The sequence below is a fragment of the Shewanella mangrovisoli genome, assembly GCF_019457635.1.
GTDB classification, from domain to species: domain Bacteria; phylum Pseudomonadota; class Gammaproteobacteria; order Enterobacterales; family Shewanellaceae; genus Shewanella; species Shewanella mangrovisoli.
On the sequence record NZ_CP080412.1, the window covers coordinates 3,928,515 to 3,951,729 of the forward strand.

17 protein-coding genes are annotated in these 23,215 nt (G+C 48.7%); 12 read left to right on the plus strand and 5 right to left on the minus strand.

The window, feature by feature from the left end:
* The first annotated feature begins 7 nt into the window (after positions 1–7).
* The 6 genes from K0H60_RS17160 (at position 8) to napB (ending at position 6,821) form a co-directional block, all read left to right on the plus strand.
* The gene (locus K0H60_RS17160; RefSeq protein ID WP_220056482.1) at positions 8–1,633 is read left to right on the plus strand and encodes a DUF7305 domain-containing protein; all 1,626 of its coding nucleotides are present in this window, start codon (positions 8–10) and stop codon (positions 1,631–1,633) included.
* A 240-nt stretch (positions 1,634–1,873) separates the two neighbouring features.
* Entirely contained in the window at positions 1,874–2,143 is a 270-nt protein-coding gene (locus K0H60_RS17165) for a chaperone NapD (protein ID WP_086902831.1), read from the plus strand.
* Positions 2,140–4,620: a nitrate reductase catalytic subunit NapA gene (gene napA / locus K0H60_RS17170; RefSeq protein ID WP_220056483.1), complete on the plus strand. Its 2,481-nt coding sequence runs from the start codon at positions 2,140–2,142 to the stop codon at positions 4,618–4,620. The genes K0H60_RS17165 and napA overlap by 4 nt, the downstream gene beginning before the upstream one ends.
* Before the next feature lie 52 nt (positions 4,621–4,672).
* Positions 4,673–5,407 (plus strand): ferredoxin-type protein NapG, encoded by a 735-nt coding sequence (gene napG, locus K0H60_RS17175; protein ID WP_011718225.1) that lies wholly within the window; start codon positions 4,673–4,675, stop codon positions 5,405–5,407.
* Positions 5,404–6,393 carry a quinol dehydrogenase ferredoxin subunit NapH gene (napH, locus tag K0H60_RS17180; protein ID WP_220056484.1) on the plus strand — a complete coding sequence of 330 codons (990 nt, stop codon included), beginning with the start codon at positions 5,404–5,406 and terminating at the stop codon, positions 6,391–6,393. Before napG ends, napH begins: the two co-directional genes overlap by 4 nt.
* On the plus strand, positions 6,390–6,821 hold the full coding sequence (gene napB, locus K0H60_RS17185; protein ID WP_011627177.1) for a nitrate reductase cytochrome c-type subunit NapB: 432 nt from the start codon (positions 6,390–6,392) through the stop codon (positions 6,819–6,821). The genes napH and napB overlap by 4 nt, the downstream gene beginning before the upstream one ends.
* Positions 6,822–7,067: 246 nt before the next feature.
* On the opposite strand, the gene K0H60_RS17190 is transcribed toward napB, so the two are convergent.
* Positions 7,068–7,220 carry a hypothetical protein gene (locus K0H60_RS17190; protein WP_086902826.1) on the minus strand — a complete coding sequence of 51 codons (153 nt, stop codon included), beginning with the start codon at positions 7,218–7,220 and terminating at the stop codon, positions 7,068–7,070.
* A gap of 94 nt (positions 7,221–7,314) precedes the next feature.
* On the opposite strand from K0H60_RS17190, the gene K0H60_RS17195 reads away from it, so the two are divergent.
* The gene (locus tag K0H60_RS17195) at positions 7,315–8,202 is read left to right on the plus strand and encodes a LysR family transcriptional regulator (RefSeq protein WP_088210210.1); all 888 of its coding nucleotides are present in this window, start codon (positions 7,315–7,317) and stop codon (positions 8,200–8,202) included.
* Positions 8,203–8,338: 136 nt separating this feature from the next.
* Here K0H60_RS17195 and fusA read toward each other — a convergent pair whose 3' ends face one another.
* The 3 genes from fusA to K0H60_RS17210 all read right to left on the minus strand — a co-directional run bounded on the left by fusA (position 8,339) and on the right by K0H60_RS17210 (position 17,077).
* Entirely contained in the window at positions 8,339–10,432 is a 2,094-nt protein-coding gene (fusA, locus tag K0H60_RS17200) for an elongation factor G (protein WP_088210209.1), read from the minus strand.
* A 449-nt stretch (positions 10,433–10,881) separates the two neighbouring features.
* Positions 10,882–12,333, minus strand: a complete 1,452-nt coding sequence (locus K0H60_RS17205) for a diguanylate cyclase (RefSeq protein WP_220056485.1) — start codon at positions 12,331–12,333, stop codon at positions 10,882–10,884.
* Between the two features lie 190 nt (positions 12,334–12,523).
* Entirely contained in the window at positions 12,524–17,077 is a 4,554-nt protein-coding gene (locus K0H60_RS17210; protein ID WP_126511888.1) for an ATP-binding protein, read from the minus strand.
* A gap of 122 nt (positions 17,078–17,199) precedes the next feature.
* Here K0H60_RS17210 and K0H60_RS17215 point away from each other — a divergent pair, with 122 nt between their 5' ends.
* Positions 17,200–18,111, plus strand: a complete 912-nt coding sequence (locus K0H60_RS17215; RefSeq protein ID WP_011621492.1) for a LysR family transcriptional regulator — start codon at positions 17,200–17,202, stop codon at positions 18,109–18,111.
* Between the two features lie 301 nt (positions 18,112–18,412).
* Here K0H60_RS17215 and blaOXA read toward each other — a convergent pair whose 3' ends face one another.
* Entirely contained in the window at positions 18,413–19,210 is a 798-nt protein-coding gene (gene blaOXA / locus K0H60_RS17220) for an OXA-48 family class D beta-lactamase (protein WP_220056486.1), read from the minus strand.
* 370 nt (positions 19,211–19,580) lie between these two features.
* Between blaOXA and K0H60_RS17225 the strand changes: the two genes are divergently transcribed.
* The 4 genes from K0H60_RS17225 to rsmE all read left to right on the plus strand — a co-directional run bounded on the left by K0H60_RS17225 (position 19,581) and on the right by rsmE (position 23,174).
* A complete protein-coding gene (locus K0H60_RS17225; protein ID WP_220056487.1) occupies positions 19,581–20,738 on the plus strand; it encodes a PA0049 C-terminal domain-containing protein in 1,158 nt (385 codons plus the stop codon).
* A gap of 178 nt (positions 20,739–20,916) precedes the next feature.
* Positions 20,917–21,531 (plus strand): SprT family zinc-dependent metalloprotease, encoded by a 615-nt coding sequence (locus tag K0H60_RS17230; protein ID WP_220056488.1) that lies wholly within the window; start codon positions 20,917–20,919, stop codon positions 21,529–21,531.
* 126 nt (positions 21,532–21,657) lie between these two features.
* Positions 21,658–22,434, plus strand: a complete 777-nt coding sequence (endA, locus tag K0H60_RS17235) for an endonuclease EndA (protein ID WP_220058195.1) — start codon at positions 21,658–21,660, stop codon at positions 22,432–22,434.
* Between the two features lie 8 nt (positions 22,435–22,442).
* Positions 22,443–23,174 carry a 16S rRNA (uracil(1498)-N(3))-methyltransferase gene (gene rsmE, locus K0H60_RS17240; protein WP_220053835.1) on the plus strand — a complete coding sequence of 244 codons (732 nt, stop codon included), beginning with the start codon at positions 22,443–22,445 and terminating at the stop codon, positions 23,172–23,174.
* Positions 23,175–23,215: the final 41 nt, after the last annotated feature.

Sequence of the window (23,215 nt, forward strand, 5' to 3'; positions counted from 1 at the left end):
AGCCATAATGGACAATCTAAGACCTGCTCTAGGCAATAAGGAACATGGCGCGGTATTACTTATCGTCTTGGTCTTCAGTCTGTTAGCGAGTTTACTGGTGGTCACATCGCTCAGGGATAATCTCGTGCAAGAGCGACTGAGTGGCAACTTTCAAAAGCAGGTCAATGCGCAGCTACTCGCCGAACAGGGAATGCACGAGAGCTACAACCAACTTAAGGCTCAGCTGCAGCGCGCGCCTAATCAAGGTCTGCAAACACTTTATGAGCAACTCCCCGCCGAAGCCGATGGCAGCCTTGAAGGCAGCAGTTATGCCCTCGAAAATGGTCAAATCACCGGAGCCGATCTTAGCCTTGACAGTCGTGGCAATCATTTAGAAGGCGAGGCCAAACTCAACGCCCAGTTCACACTGCAGGGCAGTCACGGAAACACGATTTTCAATGATGCGATTGTGTCCTGCGAAAGCTTAAACCTTACCGGCAGCAGTAGCATCGATGGCTACGATTCCCGCAAAGGCGCCTATGGCGATAGCATCAGTAATGGCCAAGGTGGCAGTGAGCTTAATCAACATGGCAAAGGCAATGTCACCACCATTGAGCCCAATGCCAATATTACGCTCACGGGCAACGCGCCAATTTACGGCGATGTCAGCGCCACTGGCAGCGTCACCCTCACGGGCTCGTCGGATATCCACGGCAGCATTCAAGCTAATAATGATGTCACCCTTGGCACAGGTACCATTAGCGGCAATGTCGCGGCGGGTAATAACTTTAACTTGGCCAATAGCGGCACGGTGGAAGGTTCGGTCAAAGCCAATAACAATGCCGCCACGGCGCCCAAGGCCCAAGTGAATGGCACACTACAATATGGCGGCGACGGCAACTTTCATCGGGACAGCCAGATTGGCAACTTAGTCAACGCGCGCCCCAATGTACCGCCTGTGCCAGCAAAATCCTGTGACCCATTGGATATTGGCGCTGTGATGGGCGGCTTTAAGATGCCCAATAACGGCGCCCGCACTATTGATGCCAACGCCAATGTCACTATCACGCCCACAGGGTCGAGTAAAACCGAACTCGGCTGGAAAGGTGATTATTTCCCCAGCCTTACCCCCACGTCGGAGAACATCTTCGGCAGTGACACGCCGGTATTTAACCTCGACAGCTTAGTCATGAGCAGCGATGGGGTGCTTAATATCAGTGGCGGCGATGTCACCCTGATAGTCAATGGTGACTTTAAAATGAGTGGCTCGAATCAGCTAAATATTGCCCCGGGCTCAAGCCTTACGCTGTTTGTGGGCGGTGAAGTCGCCTTTACGGCGGGGACAAACAACGGTAACAACATTAAGGGACAAACCCTGACCGACAGCAACAAGCCGCCACTGTCTATTTTTTCTGGCTCGGATAAGGATGTCACCGTTAGCGGTAATGTGCCGATTTATGCCGCGCTCTACGCCCCCAAATCTAAGGTCAATCTCCCCGGCGGCCCTGAGATTTTCGGTTCGGTGAGGGGCAAATCCATCACAGCGACAGGCAATGGAAAAATCCACTATGACAATGCCTTAGGCGCTGCCGACTTAGGCGAAGGCAATGCTAAACCCGCGATCATTCTGCTCAAACAATGGCAATACTTATAGGCCTAATCCCCCCTCCTAACTCACTTGCAGACTCCCTCTCCAAAGGGATAGGGATTGTGTAAATTTCAAACTGAGAGTTAGATCACGCGCAAAACTTTGATCCCGATCGACTATCCCCGCCAATACCTCTTGTGAGGTATACCCACATTTTTTATCAGGTCTAGACTCACAGTTATCCACATTGAGTTGTAGCGATTGTTATCGCAGCAACTGAGTGAATCTCAAGATAAAGGTACCGCTATGAGTCAGGAATACCATGTCACCAGCCTTGTGGTACATGCCGCCCCTAATGCCTTACAACAGGTTGAGGCCGATATTGCAGCGTTAAAGGGCTGCGATATCCACGCCATTTCACCCGAGGGCAAGTTCGTTATTACCCTCGAAGGGAATAGCCAAAAAGCCATTCTCGACAATGTTGAAGCCATCAATGCCCTGTCCGGCGTGTTATCCGCCAGTTTGATTTACCACCAAGTAGAACCCTTAGAACAAGAGAGTGAGGAAACACTATGAGCATTAGCCGCCGCGAGTTTCTCAAGGCTAACGCAGCGGTTGCCGCTGCAACGGCCGTTGGCGTCACGCTTCCCGTGAAAATGGTCGAAGCCGCCGAGTCAGATAGCATTAAGTGGGATAAAGCCCCCTGCCGTTTTTGCGGTGTGGGTTGTAGCGTATTAGTCGGAACTAAAGCCGGTAAAGTCGTCGCCACTAAGGGCGATCCCGAAAGCCCTGTTAACCGTGGTTTGAACTGTATTAAGGGTTACTTCCTGTCGAAAATCATGTACGGCAAGGACAGATTAACCACGCCGCTGCTGCGGATGAAAGACGGCAAATACCATAAAGAAGGTGAGTTTACCCCAGTAAGCTGGGATGTCGCCTTCGATACTATGGCCGCTAAGTGGAAACACAGCATCGCCACTAAGGGCCCTACCTCTGTCGGTATGTTCGGCTCGGGTCAATGGACCATCTGGGAAGGTTATGCCGCCTCTAAATTACATAAGGCCGGATTCTTAACCAACAATATCGACCCTAACGCCCGCCACTGTATGGCATCGGCCGTGGGTGGCTTTATGCGTACCTTCGGTATCGACGAGCCGATGGGCTGTTACGATGACTTAGAAGCCGCCGACCAATTTGTGCTCTGGGGCGCTAACATGGCCGAGATGCACCCGATACTGTGGGCGCGCTTATCCGACCGTCGTTTAAGCCACAAAGACTGCCGCGTACATGTGCTATCGACCTTCGAGAACCGCAGCTTCGACTTAGCGGACAACCCCATGGTGTTCCGCCCACAGTCAGATCTTGTGATCCTCAACTTTATCGCTAACTACATCATTCAACACAAAGCCGTGAATACCGACTTTGTGACTAAACATACTAAGTTTGCCCTCGGTGTGGATGATATCGGTTATGGTCTGCGCCCAGATCATCCGTTAGAGAAGAAAGCCAAAAACCCAGGTAATGGTAAATCCAGCCCTATCAGCTTCGAAGAATACGCTAAGTTCGTCAGCACTTACACGCTGGAATATGCGGCGAAAATGAGTGGTGTAGAGCCTGAGAAATTAGAAACCTTAGCTAAGGCCTATGCCGATCCTAAGGTCAAAGTCATGAGTCTGTGGACCATGGGCATCAACCAACACGTACGTGGCGTGTGGGCAAACAACATGCTCTACAACATCCACTTACTCACAGGTAAAATCGCCACCCCAGGCAACAGCCCATTCTCATTAACGGGTCAACCTTCGGCCTGTGGTACCGCCCGTGAAGTCGGCACCTTCGCCCACCGCTTACCTGCGGATATGGAAGTGGCTAACGATAAACACCGCGCCATTACAGAAAAAGTGTGGCAGGTACCAGAAGGCACTATTCCGCCAAAACCTGGCTTCCATGCCGTGCTGCAAAGCCGTATGCTCAAAGACGGCAAGCTCAACTGCTATTGGACCATGTGTACCAACAATATGCAGGCGGGCCCGAATATCAACGATGAAATTTACCCCGGTTTCCGTAACCCAGAAAACTTTATCGTGGTATCCGATCCATACCCAACCGTCACCGCCATGGCTGCCGACCTTATTCTGCCCACGGCCATGTGGGTTGAGAAAGAAGGTGCCTACGGTAACGCCGAGCGCCGCACCCATATGTGGCATCAACAGGTTAAAGCGCCTGAGGGGGCTAAGTCGGATCTGTGGCAATTAGTCGAGTTCTCAAAACGCTTTAAAGTGTCTGAAGTATGGCCTGCTGAGCTTATCGCTAAACAGCCTGAATACGCTGACAAAACGCTTTATGAAGTGCTGTTTGCCAACGGCGTCATCAACAAGTTCCCAACCACAGATTGTAAGGGCGACTTAAACGATGAAAGCGCGCACTTTGGCTTCTATCTGCAAAAAGGCATTTTCGAAGAATACGCTGCCTTCGGTCGCGGCCATGGCCATGACTTAGCCGATTTTGACCGTTATCACGAAACCCGCGGCCTACGCTGGCCAGTGGTCGAAGGTAAAGAAACCCTGCGCCGCTTCGTTGAAGGTAGCGATCCTTATGTGAAGGCAGGTGAAGGCTACAAGTTCTACGGTAAACCCGATGGCAAAGCGGTGATTTTCGCCCTGCCCTACGAGCCTGCGGCAGAAGAGCCAAATGAAGAATACGATCTGTGGATGTCTACCGGCCGTGTACTCGAACACTGGCATACAGGTTCGATGACCGCCCGTGTACCTGAGCTGTACCGCGCTTACCCCGATGCACAAATCTTTATGCATCCTGAAGACGCTAAGGCCCGAGGTCTGCAACGTGGTGATGAAGTGCTAGTTGCTTCTCCCCGTGGTGAGGTCAAAACCCGTGTCGAAACCAAAGGCCGTAACAAACCGCCACGCGGCGTGGTGTTTATGCCCTTCTTCGATGCGCGTCAGTTAGTTAACAAGTTGATTCTGGATGCGACCGATCCACTGTCAAAAGAAACTGACTTTAAGAAGTGTCCCGTAAAAGTGATGAAGGCCTAAGCCCTCATTTGATAGCGATAAGCGTATTTGAAAGCGATTAAGGAGTGCTAAGGTGAGTCAGCAAGTGAAGAGTCCATTCACAGTCAAGCAAGTCAACCGTCGCCAGTTTTTGGCCACGACGGCTAAGGCTGGCTGCGTGATGGGGCTCGTGGGATTAGGCTTGACGGCCACGGCAAAAAGCCAAGGCCAACTCGCCCCCCAAGCTTGCAGACCGCCGGGAGCCCTTGAAGAAAGTGATTTTCTCTCCGCCTGTGTGCGTTGCGGTTTGTGTGTCGAGGCTTGCCCCTACGACACCCTATCACTGGCACGCTGGTTTGATGGCGCCGCCACTGGCACGCCATTCTTTACCGCAAGACGCATTCCCTGCGAAATGTGTGAGGACATTCCCTGCATCAAAGCCTGCCCATCGGGCGCGCTTGATCCTCAACTTGAACAAATTAGCGATGCTAAGATGGGGGTTGCGGTACTGATAGATGAGAAAAACTGCCTAAACTTTAAGGGATTACGGTGTGACGTCTGTTATCGGGTTTGTCCGTTAATCGACAATGCCATCACCTTAGAACGCCAACGCAATCAACATAGCGATCACCACGCCATGTTTTTACCCACAGTCAACAGCGATACCTGCACGGGTTGCGGTAAATGCGAGCATGCCTGCGTGCTCGACACGGCCGCGATTAAGGTGTTACCGACAACTCTGGCACTCGGTAAAGCGGCGGCGCATGACACTTATATCAACACTGAGGAAACCACCTTAGAGATGTTGAATAAGGGGCTGACGTTATGAGTAACAAGTCTATGAATAACCAGACGGTGAACTCAAAAGCTAAGGCTCACATGCAAGGCGAACATGCCGCAGCCATTGCAGAACTCGGTTGGTTTGGCGCACATAAATATTTGCTGCTACGTCGCGCAGTGCAATTTGGCTTATTAGGCCTATTTGCACTCGGGCCACTTTTGGGAATTTGGCTATTTAAGGGAAATTTATCGGCCAGTTTACTACTAGATACCATTCCCTTTGCCGATCCACTGGTGAGCTTACAAATGCTCATTAGCGGGCATATTCCCGAGCTTAGCCTACTGATAGGCGCAGTTTTGATCATACTGTTTTATGCCCTCGCCGGTGGCCGGGTGTTTTGCAGTTGGGTGTGTCCAGTCAATCTGGTTACCGATGCCGCAAGCTGGCTCAGACGTAAATTGAACCTTCCTCGCACCAACGAGTTGCCGAGTAATTTACGTTATTACCTGCTGGCACTCGTGCTGTTATTGCCACTGCTCACGGGCAACTTGATATGGGAATGGGTTAACCCAGTCCCCTTAGTCTATCGCGCCGTGTTATTTGGCAGTCTCAGTGGAGTATGGATCTTAGCGGCGATATTTCTGCTGGATCTGTTTATCGCCGAGCGCGCTTGGTGTGGTCACCTGTGTCCAACAGGCGCCCTGTTTGGCTTAATCGGCAAATGGAGTCCCATCAAAATCGTCGCCAGCAAAGCCAGTGCCTGTGATAACTGCATGGACTGCTTTGCCGTTTGCCCAGAGCGCCAGGTATTAAAGCCGGCGTTAAAAGGGCAAACTCCGGTGATCACTAGCCCAGACTGCACCCAATGCGGCCGCTGTATCGATGTCTGCGCACAACGCGTATTTCGCTATCAAACACGCTTTACGGCCACTCAGGCTCAACTTAGTACAGGCGATTCGACCGATTGTCAGTCGCCATCAACCACTTCACCAATTCGTCAACACATTGCCCCCAAGGCGGAGAATGACCAATGAAAAAAATACTCACCTTAGCTGCGATTGTATTAGCCATCGGCGGCTGCTCAGGCCAACAAGCAGACACGCAAGCCACACCCGTAAACATTAAATCCCTCGCCGGCGATAGCGCGGTAACCGATATTCGCCCCGCCGATGCCATGCCAGTCTACCCAAGTCGTGGCAAAGCGTTAGAGCGCAGCTTTACCGACCAGCCACCACTCATTCCCCATAAGGATGATTACAAAATCACTCTGGATAAGAATGGCTGTTTAACCTGCCACAGCTGGGATAAAGCCCCGCGGATGAAGGCCACGCCAGTGGCGAAATCCCACGTTATCGACGATAAGGGCACACTCAATGGCCATAACTATTTCTGCACCCAGTGCCACGTGGCACAGGCAGAAAACAAGGCGCCTTTAGTCGAAAACAAGTTCTCAAATCAATAAAACAGCACTTCCCTGCCCACAAAGCCACTGCTAAGCCAGTGGCTTCTTATTTTCAGCAATAACATCTCAGCACTAAGCTTTGCCCGCTAAGTATTTAAAGCATTGTGTTAAGAGCGCAGCTAAAACTGAAGAGTTAGACGCAGAAAGTGAAATGCAAGGACTAAACAACAGTGCAATAAGATAGGAGATGAGGGAAAGAAAATGAGTGGGAAGAGAGCGCGAACTATTGAAAAGTAAAAACCCAGCCTAGGCTGGGTTTACTTGTTGTTTTGCTTTATGCAAATCACCCGCTGGAGCCGTTAATCTAGTTTGCGCCGCTTTAGCTGTTTGCACATTCTTTGTTTCAGGCATCGCCGCCTGCCACAAAGCACCTACCCATAAACTCGATGTGGATTTCATTGGTTATTCCCCTTTTCTGTTAACGAGCTCAAAGTAATACTTAGGCCATCATCAGTAAAATGAATTAACGCCATACAATGAATTCCATTTAAGCATGAATATTCCAATCAAGACCTTGCAATGTTTTCTGATCCTCGTCGAAACGGAAAACTTCACTCGAGCCGCGGAAAAATGCTTTATCACCCAGCCGACGCTCAGCAAGATCATCCAAAGGCTCGAAGAGAGCTTAGGAGAGACGCTGCTAATACGTAACAATCAAAAGGTCGAGCTGACCCAAGCGGGACAACTGTTTGAGCACAGCGCACGGGAAATTCTCGGGCAATGGCATAGATTGCAGGAGGACATGAGCAACTTAAGTGGGCTAAAGACGGGGCGATTAAGATTAGGCGTCTGCCCTATGATGAGCAGTTTAATTATCGGGCTGCTTACCAGTTACCGGAAACGCTATCCCGGCGTTGAACTACAAATGTATGAATACGGCGGGTTTGGTTGTGAACAGGCGCTGCTGAATAACAGCTTAGACATCGCCTTTACTGCGCTGCCAACCACCCATGAGACAGAGTTGGTTAACCAACCTCTGACCAAATATCCCCTGCTCGCTTGTTTGCCCGACGGGCATCCACTTACCGCTAAATCACACCTCAGCTGGCAGGATTTTGAGCCCTACCCCTTTATTCTCTACAATGAAGATTTTTCCTTGGCTAAGCTAATCAATCGCCTAAGTCGTAAGGCGGGAGTGCAACTCAATATCGCGTTTCGAAGCGGCCAATGGGACTTCCTCGCGGCCATGGTCGAGGCCGATATGGGACTGGCCATTTTACCCGAACCTATTTGCCAAAAACTCAGTACCAGCAAGTTAGTGTTTAGACCCATGCAACCGGCGATGACCTGGGATTTAGCCCTTATCTGGCGACAAAATCTGCCTTTAACCCCTGCGGCCAATGCGTTATTGGAATTGAGTAAACAGAAAGCACTGCGCTAAATCTGCCCCTAAGTTTGAACTAGGGTTAAGTCTTAGTCTGTCCCACTAACGCTGCATTTATTCTTAAATTTCACCCATAAAAAAACCGCTGCTAGCCTAGGCTTAGCAGCGGTTTCTATTTAGAGGAAGTTAAGAATTACTTCTTAGCTTCAGCAGCTTTACGCTCTTTAACTTGCTCAACAACTTTGTCCGAAACGCTGTTTGGACATGGGCTGTAGTGTGAGAACTCCATAGAGAACTGACCACGACCTGAAGTCATTGTACGTAGAGAACCGATGTAACCGAACATTTCTGATAACGGAACGTCAGCCTTAACGCGAACACCAGTTACACCAGCAACTTGGTCTTTGATCATACCGCGACGACGGTTTAAGTCACCGATTACGTCACCGACGTTGTCTTCTGGGCTAAACACGTCAACTTTCATGATTGGCTCAAGCAGTTGTGGTTTAGCTTTAGCAATAGACTGACGGAATGCCGCTTTAGCTGCGATTTCGAACGCGATTGCTGAAGAGTCAACTGCGTGGTAAGCACCGTCAGTCAGTTCGAACTCAACGTCTAACACTGGGAAGCCAGCGATAGTACCAGTGTTCATCATGCTCGCGAAGCCTTTCTCAACTGCTGGCCAGTATTCCTTAGGAACGTTACCACCAACAACTGAAGACTTGAACACGAAGCCAGAGTTTGGCTCACCTGGGCGGATGATGTATTCGATCTTACCGAATTGACCAGAACCACCAGATTGTTTCTTGTGGGTGTATTGGTCTTCAACCATTTGAGTAATGGTTTCACGGTATGCTACTTGTGGTTCACCCACGATCAGCTCAACACCGTAAGTACGCTTCAGGATGTCCACTTTAATGTCTAAGTGCAGTTCACCCATACCTTTAAGGATGGTTTCACCTGAATCTTCATCAGTTTCTACGCGGAATGATGGATCTTCTGCGATCATCTTACCGATAGCGATAGCCATCTTCTCGCTGCCGCCTTTATCTTTTGGCGCTACTGCGATAGAGATAACTGGCTCTGGGAACACCATGGCTTCCAGAGTACATGGGTGCTTAACATCACACAGAGTGTGACCAGTTTGTACGTTCTTCATGCCCACGATAGCGATAATGTCACCAGCTTCAGCTGATTCAATTTCGATACGATCGTTTGCATACATTTCGCACATACGGCCGATACGCTCAGTCTTACCAGTTGCACTGTTAAGAATGGTGTCACCTTTCTTCAGGCGGCCAGCATAGATACGTACGAAAGTCAGGGCGCCGAAACGGTCGTCCATGATCTTGAACGCTAATGCTTTTAATGACTCGTCAGCAGAAACGATAGCGTATTCGCCAGTTTCGTTACCTTCTTCGTCAGTTAAAGGTTGTGGATCAACTTCGTCTGGAGCTGGCAGGTAGTCAACAACCGCGTCTAGAACCAGTTGCATACCTTTGTTCTTGAACGCAGAACCACAGAATGTTGGGAAGAATGCCATAGTACGAGTACCCTTACGGATACAACGCTTCAGGTCTTCAATAGATGGCTCTTCGCCTTCCATGTAAGCTTCCAGCAGATCGTCATCTTGCTCAACAGCAGATTCGATCAGCATTTCACGGTATTCTTCAACTAGGTCAACCATGTCTGCTGGAACGTCAGTTACAGTGAAGTTTTCTGGAATACCAGAATCGTCCCACACGTAAGCTTTGCGAGTTAACAGGTCAACAACACCTTTGAACTCGTCTTCGATACCGATTGGCAGAACCATAACAAGTGGGTTAGCAGCTAAAACGTCTTTAGTTTGCTTAACAACACGTAAGAAGTCAGCACCCATACGGTCTAACTTGTTTACGAAGATGATACGAGCAACTTCAGATTCGTTAGCATAGCGCCAGTTAGTTTCTGATTGCGGCTCAACACCACCTGAACCACAGAATACAGCGATACCGCCGTCAAGAACCTTCAGAGAACGGTAAACTTCAACTGTGAAGTCAACGTGTCCAGGGGTGTCAATAACGTTGAAACGGTGATCTTTCCAGAAACAGCTAACAGCAGCTGATTGAATAGTAATACCGCGCTCAGCTTCCTGAACCATGAAGTCTGTTGTTGATTCACCGTCGTGAACTTCACCTAACTTATGGATTTTACCGGTTAGCTTAAGAATACGCTCGGTGGTCGTGGTTTTACCCGCGTCAACGTGAGCGAAGATACCAATGTTTCTGTATTTGGATAATTCGGTCATGATTCAACTTTAATGATTAGTTTAAGAAGTAGACGGAGTATGCGACAAACCACCGACACACCGCACATCAGATTATTTTAGGCGCATATTGTAAATTGGAACCCCGCTCTTCGCAAATGGCTCTTGCAATTTTTCACGATAAAGTCGCGGAAAAAATTAAAAAAAAATAAGAAAAATATGTGAAAACAATTAAATAAAAATTTTTAGCTCATTTATCAATCAATTACTAAAAACCTTAAAAATAAGCGTGTTTTTGCTGATATTGATGTTTTTCCATGCTTTAACGGTTCATTAAACGCAAAAATCCAGCCCTCAGACGATGCGCCTATGGGCAATACTCCCGTTAAAATCGGTTCGATGACGCAGGTTTTCTGGGATAAATAGCCGATTTCTGAATGAAATCCGCTATGTACTGAGGAATACAGTCTATTCATCACGCTCGGCACGCACTAGAGGTGCGTCTCATCCACACACATTTGGTCCCGTCCCAACGCTTTTGCCTGATATAACGCCTTATCTGCCCGTTCAAAACATGACTGCATGGGCTCATTGACCGCAAGTTTGGCAATCCCAAAGCTACAGGTAAGCCGCACATCACCACTGAAATGATAATCTTTGATGGCGTGAGCTATCCGCTGACACAATGATTTAACGGCATCGAGCGATGTTTGATGGCAGAGGATCACAAACTCTTCCCCGCCCCAGCGCGCCACCACATCGCTTTCGCGCACGCAGTGCTGCAACACCGAGGACAACTCCATCAAAATTTTATCCCCAATCGCATGACCAAAGGTGTCATTGATCTCTTTAAAAAAATCGATATCTAACATCACCAGACAAATAGCGCCTTCCATGGAGATAGCGACGCGATGTTCAGGAACAAACTGGCGGTTAAAGTAATGCCGATTGTAGAGTTTAGTGAGTGGATCATGGGTGGATAAAAATTCAAGCTCGGCATTACTTTGCTCTAATTGCAAACGTAAAACCTCAAGTTGCTGGTTTTTATCGGTTAAACGGCGATTGTAACGGCTGATAACATAAGTGCGAGTCGCGAGTAAAAATATCACTAACAGAGTGCCAGCAATGACCTGATAGATAAGCAGATAGTTAGTTTCATCGATAATGGTGATATTGTTCCACTTCTGATAAATCCGGATCCGCTCCAGTTCGTCCACATTATCCAATACCTGATTGATTAACGGCAGCAACGCCTCATGCCCCAAGCTCACTCCCACCCGCAGTTCATCCTCAGGGCCGCCCCAGCCGGCAATTTTAAGATGATTGAATCCTGTCTGCTGGATATAGGCATTGACCGAAAACATCGAGCCGACAAAGAGGTCAACTTTTTTCTCAAGCACGGCCTCAAGCCCCGCAGGCTCGCTCGCCACTTTAATGGTGTGAACATTGGGATAGTAATGCTGAATATACTCGGCGAGACGATAGCCATCGGGCACAGCCAAGGTGCGCGACCCTATATTTTCAAAGCCCTGTAAAAAGGGTTGCTCCTTTAGCGACACTAAAACATTGGGGGAACGAAAATACACATGGCTGAAATGTAAAAACTGCTCTCGAGTCGCCGTCTTATTGAGTAACGGGGTTAAATCGCAGCGCCCCGTTTGCAGAAAATGCAAGGTTTGTGTCCAAGATGTCGTGGGAACCAAGCTGAACTTTAACGCCGAGTGGGCTTCGATATAACGAATATAATCCGACGAAATCCCCACGTGCTGGCCATCACGAATCGCTTCGTAGGGCAACCAATCGGGGTCGACGCAATAACGCACCAACTGAGTCGCATGGTTAGCGTCTTCAGCAGCATAGAGGTAAGTTGAGGCCAAACGCTCGGCATTTCCAGATAATGGAGAACATAAACAGAGGAGTAAAACCCAGTATCTGCAACCCATGGCACCTCTCGATTCGACCCGCTAGCAATCAGACAAAGTCAAAAAAGTGTATACGCGATATTAAGATAATACCAATAAGCCCTAATTTGAGTATGGAAATAGCCTAAGGGTTTGTCTATGCAACATTCATTAGGATAAAAAAATACCCGCCAATTGGCGGGTATTTCGTTTAAGCGGTCTGCTTTACTGATTAGTCTTCTACGGGTGATACCACGAAGAGTAAGTCACCTTGCGATACTTGCTGACCATTGCTGTTCAGAATACGCTCGATGCGATACTTCTTATCTTCTGGGTACAGCACAGCGCCTTGACGGTTGAAGCCGGCTAAGTTCACTTGTGAGAACATCTTCATCGCTTCAGTTAACGCAAGCGTCTGATCTGCAGTCACAATATCACCTTCTTTCACGAAATCAGGTTCGCCTGGCGCTGGAGAGGTATAGAAGATACCTGCGCCTTGGGCTAATACTTTCAGCTCGTTACTTTCACCGACACGCAGTGACTCTGTGTCTACACCCACGGTTTCGGCAGCGGCTTCCATTTCAGCGATCAGCGCTGGAATGTCGAGCTCAGCCATAAAGCGTGGCAGGTAGTTAGTGTCGTATACGCCTTCTTTGAAGGTACCATCGCTTAGGATCAGTTTCAGCAATGGAATGTTAGTCGCGATACCTTTGAGTACTACGCTATCTAAGTAAGCGTGCAGTTTCGCGATAACGTCTTCACGGTTTTCACCGCGCATAATCACCTGAGCGATTAAGCTGTCGTAGTATGGCGATACTTCTTTACCCGCTGCGGCAATCGAGATGATTTCCACATCTGGATGATCTGGGAATACACATTCGGTGATTTTGCCAGGATTTGGGATCAGTTGGAGTACACCATGGCTGTCCAGTGCTGCTTTTTCTGCAGTCACACGCACTTCCATCGCATAACCGATTTCTTTCGGCTCTAGGTTCTCGATTGAACGGCCCGCAGCGATATCAAACTGCGCGCTCACGATATCGATACCAGAAGTCGCTTCCGTTACTGGATGCTCTACCTGCAGACGGGTGTTCATTTCCATGAAGTACACTTCGTTCGCATCTAAGTTATAGATGAACTCAACTGTACCTGCGCCCATGTAATCGGTCGCATCACCTAAGGCACGGGTGTAATCCAGCACTTGTTTCTTCAGTTCTTCTGGCAGCATAGTTGAGCCAGACTCTTCGACCACTTTCTGGTTGTTACGTTGTACAGAACAGTCACGTAAACCCAGCACCTTAGCGTTGCCGAACTTGTCACGCAGTAACTGCACTTCGATATGACGCAGTGAGGTTACATATTTCTCTAAGTACAGGTCGCCGTTACCAAAGGCCGCAGCCGCTTCGGTAGAGGTTTTTTGGAATAAACCAATCATATCCTCAGGACGTTTAACGACCTGGATACCTTTACCGCCACCGCCTTGTACCGCTTTGAGCAGTACTGGGTAACCAATTTCATTGGCCACGTTCACCGCTTGCTCTGCGTTCGTCAGAATACCGTGTGAACCTGGTACTACTGGTACGTTTTGGCTTTGTGAAGTCTTAATCGCGTTCGACTTGTTACCCATAGTCGTCATTGAATGCACGCTAGGACCAACGAAGTTTACCCCGTTGTTCACACACAATGCCGCAAATTGTGGACTTTCAGACAGGAAGCCGATACCTGGGTGCAGTGCGTCAACTTGCTCGTATTCGGCAACTTTCAGTACTGAGTAAGCGTTCAGGTAACTTTCGTCAGAGGTGTTACCCCCTAAGCAGACTAACTTGTCTGAGTCTTTCAGCATATCCGCAGGTACGGCGGTCATGTCAGGATCTGACGCCACTAATACCACGTTGATATCGTTATCGTGAGCCTTACGGATCAGCTTAACAGCGGTACAACCACGGGCATGAACCAATACTTTGTTAATTGGTTTCATTAACTTACGAGGATCGTTTTGAACAATCACTTCTTCCTCAACAGGCGCTTCAACAACCAGTGTTGACAGGGCGTTGATGATCACGTCATTGATCTTCGCCGTTGGCATTGGCATCAGAGGATCGATGCTCGCCAATTGATTATCTAAGGTTTCGCTGAATGGGTTGTGGACTAAGCCCGCCATTGCACCTGGTACTTTCGACAGGTAGTTAGACAGTGTCGAAGTCGAAGGCAAGTAAGCTGGCACCACCATCTGACCCGCGAATGGCATGTTAGTACCAGACAGGTAATAGGTTTGCACTAATGGGTGAGTCACGAAACTCGCCTGCGCACCACCGGTACAGTCACCAAAACCGAACATCAGTACTGGCAATTCGTTATCACGGATGAAACGAGTGATACGGTCGTTCACAACAGCCATTGAGAACAGTGCCGCAGCACCTTCTTTAGTCTGCATACCGCCTGAGCTGATAAAGCAAACAACAGGTAGCTTACGCTTAGCACACTCGATCAGCAGCGCAGAGAATTTCTCAGCACTCGCCATATCGAAGGCTCCCGCTTGGAATGCGGTGTTAGACACAGCCACACCCACACGGACTTTTTGACCTTTTTCTTTAAAGTCAGCAATACCTGTGATCAGACCGCAAGGACGAATGCCTTTGTCTAACGCATCTTCGATTGAGAGGCGGAAACCAGGGAAGTTAAGCAAGTTGGCCGACATTTTGTCGCCATTGATTTCTTCAAAGTGAGTGAAGAATTGCTTAATCACATTTTCCCAGGTCATCTTGCCGGTACGTTTTTCGTCACGTAATACTTTTTGGATCAGTAAGTCCTGATAACCCATGGTCAAGCGGTTCCAGAAGTCCTTACGACGACCGATACGCACAGGGTTAATCGCGCCAGTGTACTTGCTGTTATCGCTTTCACTGTCGAAGTATTCAGGCAGTAAACGCTCGAAGAAGTAAGTCAGGATAACGAATAAACTGTCGTTAAGTTGTGGGAAGCCCACACTCTTCCACTGCTCAACACGCACCAATAAGTCAGCACGGTTAGACTGGCCCATAAAATACTTAAGCCACTTGTAGAATTTCGCCTTGTCGTTAGCGGTATCCTGAGTCGACAGCGCATGGTCAATTGACTTGTGCAGCAGGTTGTTCACTGAGTTGCGCGACAAGCTCTTCGCCATCATGGCTTCTTTCGCGATGGACGCTAAGCTGCCCACAACGTTGTCGTACAGTGAGTTAAAGATCAGGATGTTATGACATTGCCAAATGAAGTCTTCACGCAGTTCGTCGTTCACAACCACATCGAGCACAGTCAGTTGATTCAGTTCAGGCCACTTGGCTTGAGTCACTGACTTTGGCAGATTTTCAAGGTGCTGGATTAAGCCCTTGAAGTTGTTTGCCGCGTTGCTCTTCCAGCGGTGATATAGAGACCAACCGATGTTAAATAACAGCGCCTTACGTGCTTTTTTGTAGTTCTCTTTTGGCTCACCCAAAATCAAACGCGTCAGCATGTTACGCTCGGTAGACACTTCATCGCGCTTAGCAATAAAGTTCGCCCACAGTTTGTTTAGATCTTCATCGTAAACCAGCTTATCAGGGCTTGATAACCAAGCTTGGAATACACGGTCTTGCTCTTGCTGGATACGTGCTAACAAGTCACCTTCAGGCACGCTAACACGTGACAAACGTCCGTATTGCTCCTGAGAGATTGAATGAATGCGGCTACGCAGCGTTAAATAACGCAGGTAACGGTAAGCACTACCAAACAGGTTGTGATGGTTAGTTGGGCTTGTTGCCACAGCCAACTCTGCGTTTAACTCTAACGCCATCAGGTTTTTAGATGGGTTAAGGAAACGCGCTAAACTGCGGTCATAGTGCTCACGTAAATCTTTAGATTCACGCACAAAGTTGATGGCTGCACGTTCAACAGCTTCGATACTGCTGATGATAGCGCGGCGTAAATTGTGCTGACGCTCGTCACGGTCACCTGGAGAGAAATCGATGATGCCATCGATACAACCCGCGGTGTAAAGCTCTTCTGGAGACACGCCCACAGACTTAGCACATTCCTGCCATGACAGGTTGTACTTACGTGCAATACTCTGCAGACCTTGTGGCTGAATGGTGTTGAAAATACCATCGCGCAGCGATAACAGGATGTTAGCCGCCGCTAATGGAATCGCACCGCCCGAGTAACCCGCACCGATAACGATACCGACTGTTGGCACGTCAACGTTGGCACTCTCAGCGATCGCCTTAGAAATAGAATGTGCTTGGTTTTGGCTGTTGGCCACTTCGCCCGCATCGGCCCCTGGGGTGTCGATGAGGTAAACGATAGGCATAGACAATTCGGCAAAGTGACGAATTGCTTTACAGGCCGCGTAGTGATGCTCAGGCATCCAGGCGCCGTTAGCCGTGGTACGCTCTTGGGCAATAAAACCGATACGACGAGTACGTGAACCGAAATTCAGCTCGACCTCAGCGCTGTAGAAAGAGCCCAAGTGAGTTTCGGTAACCAAGCGACCTTTCAGGTCAGCAATGATACGTTTCGCACCAGGACGACCTTTATCTTGGGTCGGCTGGATCACTTTTGCGACGTAACCATCGACATCTAACGATGCCAAGTCTTTTAAATTTGCCTGAATGGCATCATCGTTTAAAAGACCTTTAATTTCTTCTGATAAACTCTGTTTACTGTGTTTAGGAAACAGAGAAAAATCTTTTGCCAAATGCTCGGCTTGTAAAAAAAGCGGATCGGGCGTTTGGGCTTGAGTCATGTGTGTGGGCTGATTATTGCTGGTCATCAAAAGATCCTCTGCTTTAGCCTCTGAAAATTTTTAGCCAATAAATATAACTTTGTTATCCCGCCAAATGCCATTAAACTGCATAAGACGCTATGTTCCAAATATGAGACAGTGGGAAAAACATGCCAGATTTAAACGGTATGATGCTATTTGCAGCCGTAGTTAGAGCGAAGGGATTCTCCCAAGCTGCACGTGAAACCGGCCACCCAAAATCCACCATAAGTCGCAAAATCGCGCAGCTCGAAGAAGAACTTGGCGTGCGATTATTACAACGCGACACCCGCAACTTAAGCCTGACTCAAGTCGGGGCCCTCTTTTATCAACACTGTGATTCCATTCGCAATGAGGTGGAAGCGGCCAAGGCGGTTATCGAGAGTACCCATGATGATGTGTCAGGATCATTACGGATAGCTATTCCAGTCTCTTTTAGCCAAGAATTAATCGCTAACCTCTGTAGCGGATTCATGCGTTTATATCCCAATGTGGAATTGGATGTCCAGTTTACCGACAACGATATCGGTTTAGTGGGTGAAGGATATGACATAGCTATCAAATATGGGCCACTGCAATCCTCTGATCTTGTTGCAAGATTACTGTTCGAGCGCCAACCGATTCTCGTGGCAAGCCCTGCCTATTTAAAAGCCCGAGGCACACCTGCAACGCCAAAGGAATTAAGTGAGCACAGCGGTATCTTACTCGGGACATCACGCTCCGCGCCCATTTGGCCCTTAGGTAAAGGCGCGCGTAAGACCATGGTCAATTTTCAACGTAAGGTTAGGGTTAATAGCCCGATAATGGTCAAGCAGTTAGCCCTCGATGACTTTGGCATTGCCATGCTGTCTAACTCCGCCTGTAAGACGGAATTGGCGAATGGTCAACTGGTGCCCATACTGCAAGAATGGCCGATTGAGCCCTTTAAAGTCTACGGGGTGTATTCCAGCCGCCGCCAATTAGCCACTAATATCAGTGCCTTCTTGGACTTTTTCGTCAAACGCTTTAGTAGCCAAGAAAGCCTGCAATCCTTGATGGGCTAAACGCTTTATCGCAGCTGTCTTCTCCTTTCCTTACGTCGCCACCCCTGTACTCACACCACCATTGTGAACATCGATATTTCAGGGATAACAAAAAAGCCTAGCAAATTGGTAGGCTTTTTACGTTTAGGAATGAGGCGCTAATGCTCAGGCTGACGGTTAACGCGCGAAGCTTAAGTCGATGGAGCCTGACTGAATTAAATATGAGCCATTAGGTATAAGCGCATCGAGTATGAGTATTTTGTCCATATAACTTTACAGCTTATATGACGGCTATTTCACTAAAATGCGCCGCTAACCACTTCTAGGGAATAATTTTTTCCTGTTTCAGCACTTCTTTAGTGATGGTTTGACGCAGCCCTAAACCATCCGAGGTTGGCATATCCATATTGGTCGCGAAGAACCACACATTATCATCGAGTTCAACCCAACCCACCCACCAACCGATTTTCGGCTCAATTCTGACCGAATAACCAGTTTTAGCCCGAATAATATAATCGGCATTCGCCTCGGACAGCATGGCTTGTTTAACGATGCGCTGACTACGCTCCGAGACATGCAACTTGTTGTGGTACAGCTTGCGTAAAAATTCGATTTGCTGGATGGCCGAAATCCGAATGCCACCATCGAGCCAAAAGCTGTCTAAATTGCCCGAAATATCCTCATTGCCATAATCGAAGGCATGCAGCATCTTATTCATACGTGCTTGGCCGATTTTGCGAGCAAATTCTTGATACACAGGCACAACCGAATATTTCATCGCAGTAATTAAGTCATGGTCGCGGTTCCAGGCGGCGATATCGCGCGTCTGTCCATCCCATTTAAAGACTTGGTGCTCATCCTTAACCACACTTAAATCGAGTGCAATCAAGCTATTGGGAATTTTAAAGGTCGATGCGGGTAAAAATGCTTGGTTCGCCCGTTTAAGATCGTTGGTATATCCCTGCTGTTTATTCTCGTTCCAGAGTACAACCACGCCTTGGGTTTTATGTTCCGTAAAGTGAGTATTCCAACTCTGAGTTTCTTGCCACTCTTTTGCTTCCGCAGGCATTCCGATAATCGATGCCACTAACAACACAGCCGATAAGGCTAATGCACGCATAACGTCCCCTTGCTCAAGGCAATAAATCCATAAAAATAAGGCGTTAAGGTTATCACTGTCTCGGCGCGCTTTCCCTAGCAAACTGCTGACCAATTGTGGCAGAAAAAAGGCACACGGCTAAAGCGGGATAGTGTCAATGCTCGCAGTCAACGAAACGAACTCACAACCTAAAAACGCCACTTAGATAACATCTATATACAAAACAGGAATAAGATCCTCGAATCACTTTAGGTAAACTCTTATACTCAAAGCAATCATTGTGACTTTTTGGCATAAGTTACATCCGCTCTAGGATGAAGCAAACCAGAACGCCTTAGGAACATCGCCCTTTTCCAGCAAAATAAGTGATTAAAATAAAAAGGAAACGCCAATGTTAAAGCCCAGTCTCGCTTTTATCCTCGCCAGCACAGTGGTGCAAACCGCAGCTGCAGTACAACTCCTAGGAGATGTGGAAGTTTCCCGCATTCCCACCGCTGAAAAAGTCATGGCTGAGGTGGTCAATCGCTATCAAGCCTTGGATGAAGGCTTGGCTAATCAATTATCTGCACAAAAGAATGAGCGCGATGCAACCCAACTTGCCGCGCGCCAAGGACACAGACTGTGGCAACAGGCGGTGCGTGATGTGCAGTCAGGGCACTTTGACGACAGATCCCTCTATTGGGCTCGGCTCTCAATGTTAAATAGCATCAAGAGTAATAGCGCTAATTTCAAAATGGCCGATTGGCAACAGCAGATTTTAGCCAGCGCCGTCGAAAAGGCATCTCGCGGTTTCAGCGATATCCAATACGATGACGATGTGCAGGTGAAAATCTTCCTGACGGGATTCGACCCTTTCTTCCTCGATAAAGACATCAGCCAGAGTAATCCTTCGGGTTTGGTTGCCCTCGCCCTCGATGGTTTTAGGTTTGATATCAACGGCAAAAAAGCCCAAATCGAAACCGCGATGATCCCAGTGCGCTTCGAGGATTTTGACCAAGGCATTATCGAGTCGCTACTCAGCCCAATTTATCGCGATCCTAAAACCCAGTTTGTTTTTACCGTCAGCATGGGTCGAAATGACTTTGATATTGAACGCTTCCCGGGCCGTAACCGTAGCGCCGCCGCGCCGGATAACCAAAATCTGTACACAGGCGGGAGCAAAACTGCGCCTGTCGCCCCCAAACTCAACGGTAAAGACTTTATCGGCCCTGAGTTTGTTGAGTTTTCACTGCCCGTAGCCGCCATGCAGGTCAAAGACGGCCAATGGAAAGTCAACGACAACCATACAGTGACGACCCTAGCCCGCGGCGAATTTAATGCCAGCTCCCTAAGCGAGCTGCAAAATGAAACCTCGGTCGAAGGTTCTGGCGGTGGCTATCTCTCAAACGAGATTTCTTATCGCGCCATTGTGTTACAGCAAAAGTTCAATAGCCCTGCCAAGGTTGGCCATATCCACACCCCAAGGGTGAAGGGCTACGACAACGCCACCGAACAAGCGATTGTCGAGCAAGTACGCACTATGGTGATGCAGGCCGCAGCGAGCCTGTAACAGGCACAATACTGGTATTGTCGGCAAGCGTTGGTTATGATGCAAACGCTTGCCCAAACGCTTGTCGAGCCACCTTGAATAAGGTTTTTGGGCTCGTAAAATCCTAATCGATGCCTTGCGATAGCGAGAGATATTGTTTACTTGATGCTTTGCAGAATAAGAGTTAACGCCTAAGTCTATGTTTAACCCGAGATCCCTACTCAATAGCCTGCGCCGTAAAGCCATCTCACCCGCGAGTATCACCACATCGACTGCGGCCAATACGGCGAAAGCCAACACGTCCCAACGCCAGCCAAAGCCACTGACACCACTGCAGCAACAAATCCTAGTACGCATTGAAGACTGTTATCAGCAGGCGGAAATCTACTTTAAGCGTCCATTTGCGCGGCCGCTGACCCAATTTACCCTGCGGGGCAGGAGTGCGGGCACGGCGCATTTGCAACAGAATCGCCTGCGCTTTAATCCCGTATTACTCAAGGAAAATAGCGAAGCCTTCTTAGCCGAAGTGGTGCCCCACGAAATCAGTCATTTACTCTGCTTTCAACTCTTTGGCAAAACCAAGCCCCATGGCCGCGAGTGGCAATCCATCATGCTCAAACTGTTTAAAGTGAGCCCCAATACCACCCACAGTTTCGATACTCAGTCGGTTAAAGGGAAAGACTTTGAGTACCGCTGCGCCTGCGGCCCAGTTAGGCTGAGCATCCGTCGCCACAATAAAGTGCTGCGTGGTGAAACCCGTTATCTGTGTAAACGCTGTCATACCCACCTCACCTTTACCCAAGCCGCCGAATAATCCGCCATACACTAAATCCTCGGCCAAAAGTACGAGCGATTTGCATAAGGCGCAGTATTTCCCTTACCATTCAGGCATAAGAGACGAGCCACAGGCTCGCGTAGTACAGATTACTTTTTGGGATAAATATTGAACAACTCCAAGATAGCCTTAAGGTCTCGGCAAGCCTTGCTGTGCCTATTCAGTTGGCTGGCGGTTTCGGCCTCAGTCAATGCCTCTCCTTCACACCCCAATAGTTTCAGCCAAGCCAAGGTCTTGTCCCAATCCTTATATCAAGGCAGCCGTCAGGGCACCCTGCCCGCGGTCAGTTTTTATTGTGGCTGTGATATCCAAATAAAGGGCAAATCCTGGAAGCCCGATCTCAACAGCTGCGGCTATCAAGTGCGTAAACAAGAAACCCGCGCCAACCGCATCGAGTGGGAACATATCGTCCCGGCGTGGGAATTTGGTCATCAATTACAATGCTGGCAAAAGGGCGGCCGTAAAAACTGCGCTGATAACAGCAAAGAATTCAATAAAATGGAAGCGGACATGCACAATCTGGTGCCCGCGATTGGTGAAGTGAACGGCGATCGCAGCAACTTCCGTTTTAGCCAATGGAACGGTAAGGCCGACCAATATGGTCAATGCACTATGGTCATCGACTTTAAGAATCGCCAAGCCCAGCCGCCCGCTAATGCCCGAGGCAAAATAGCCCGCACTTACCTGTATATGCAGCAAACCTACGGCCTTAAAATCGCCTCGCAGCAATTAAAATTGTTCAAAGCATGGGATAAAAGCTATCCAGTTGATACTATTGAATGCAAACGCGATAACGCCATAGCGCAGATCCAAGGTAATCATAATCCCTTTGTGCAGAATGCCTGCAATGCGCCGCCACTGCGCCAACAATTAGCCGAATAAGGTCGACAATGAGAGTTCCAAGAATTTATCAACCTCAACCATTAGCCGTAAATCAACAGCTGAATTTAGATGAGGATGGCGCAGCCCATATTGGCAAAGTATTGCGTATGGGCAGTGGCGAACACATTAGCCTGTTTAATGGCGATGGTAATGATTATCTTGCCGAAATTGTCGATGCGGGTAAAAAGTCGGTCACGGTAAAAGTACTGTCCTGTGAGGCTAATCCCTCGGAGTCGCCCCTCAACTTGCATTTAGGCCAAGTAATTTCCCGCGGCGATCGGATGGAGTTCACCATTCAAAAATCCGTTGAGCTAGGGGTGAATACCATTACACCGCTATTTTCTGACCGCTGCGGGGTCAAGCTCAATGGTGAGCGTCTCGAAAAGAAAATTCAGCAATGGCAAAAGATTGTGATCAGCGCCTGTGAGCAATCTGGCCGTAGCCAAGTGCCTATCGTTCGCCCCGCCATGGAATTACAGGAATGGTGTAGCGAACCGACCAGCGCGCTCAAACTCAACTTGCACCCAAGGGCGGCACACGGTATCAATGGCTTAGATTTATCCCATACCCGTGTACGCCTGCTGATCGGCCCCGAAGGGGGATTATCGGCGGAAGAAATCGCCATGACGGAAACCTACCAGTTTACCGATGTGTTACTCGGCCCCCGAGTGCTACGCACCGAAACCGCCTCACTCACGGCGATTACCGCGCTGCAACTTAGATTTGGTGACTTAGGGTAAAGGTTAACCGCTAACTAGCGAATCGATTACTGGCTAATCCA